A 1,331-nucleotide genomic window follows, 5' to 3' on the forward strand; every position below is an offset into this window, starting at 1 on the left:
GGCCACCGGCTGGCCCCAGACGCGGAACACCTCGCGGCCCTTGCTTTGGCCCACCACCACAAAGCGGTCGGGCAGGGCGGTGGCGTAGACGGTGGCCCCGTTGCTGCTGGCCTGGGGAATGGCCGCATCAATGAACTCGGGGCTGACCAGCACCGCGTCGGCATCGTCGATGCGGCGGCCCAGCAGGTCGAAGTTGGTGGGTGTGGTGCTGCGCACAATCCAGGCGGCGCGGGCCGGGGTGTAGATGCGGGCAATCTGCAGCCAGGGCGACTCGGTGTCGCTGGGCGTGGCAAAGCGTTCGGTCCAGTAGCGCTTGCCCTCGGCGGTTTCGGCCTCGCTCAGGCCCGGTTCGTGGCCAAAGGTGTGGATGGCATCGGGGTAGATGCGCACCATCAGCGTGCTGCCATCGGCCGTGTAGCGGGTTTGCACTGCCACCGGCAGCAGGGCGACTGGGTGCGCGGCATCCAGCGCCTGCACCAGCGGGGCCGGGTTGTCTGGTGGCAGTTGCAAATGGCCCAGCAGGTCTTGCGAGAGGTTTTGAATGCCTTGCAGCCGCTCTGCCGTGCCTTGCAGGGCCGCCTGGGCGGCGCGGCGCAGGTCGGCGGCGATCTTGGCCTGCTCTTGCAGGGTGTCTGCACCGGCACCCGTGCGGGCCAGGGTGTCGAGTGCGGCCTGGGCCTGCTGCCAGGCCAGGGTGGCGCTGCGCTGGGTTTCGCGCTGGCGCACCAGCTCGGCGCGGGCGGCCTGCAGTGCGTCCAGATTCAGGTTCAGTGCGGGCATGGCGGCATCCTCAGGTAATCAAATCTGCGCCCACAAAAAAGGCACGGAACGGTTGTTGCAGCAGGGCGCGGGCGATTTCGGCGGCATTGGCCTGGGCCGTCAGCATGGGGAAACTCGCAAATGCCGGTGGCGGTGCTTGGCGCAGCCCGGCCAGCGTGAAAAAGCCGCCGGGGGGTACGGCCAGGTTGCTCCACGACAAGGCCTTGTAGGCGTTGTACTGGCTGTGCAGGGGCGTGGCCATGGCGGTGCGCAAAGCGTTGCGCCGGGGTGGGCCGGTGCGGGCCTGGCCGGGGGCGGGCTCGTCCACATCGAAGCCAAAGCGCGGCTCGGTCATCTGCTCTTCCAGCACAAAGCACCAGTCGGCGGCTTTTTCGTCGTCGATGTCGAAGCCAAAGAAGCTGATGTCGTCGCCAATCGTGCCGCTAAACCGCGGCGTGGCCAGCGCGCCGTCGGGTGGCTGGCCTTGCGCGTCTTTCAACAGGCTGTCGGCCCCGGCAGTCTTTTTCCAGGCGTAGACGGCGGTGTTGGGGTAGCGGCGCAGCAACTGGCCG

Annotated in this window: 2 protein-coding genes; both read right to left on the reverse strand. The window is 68.2% G+C overall.

Annotation, left to right across the window (positions count from 1 at the left end):
* The coding region (locus AC097L_RS24645; RefSeq protein WP_479589349.1) for a hypothetical protein at positions 1 to 780 on the reverse strand (780 nt) is incomplete at its 3' end.
* Positions 781 to 790: 10 nt separating this feature from the next.
* Positions 791 to 1,331, reverse strand: a 541-nt coding sequence (locus AC097L_RS24650; RefSeq protein ID WP_479589350.1) for a hypothetical protein, incomplete at its 5' end; no start/stop codon positions are given.

The sequence above is a fragment of the Rhodoferax sp. RT5P35 genome, from assembly GCF_056521385.1.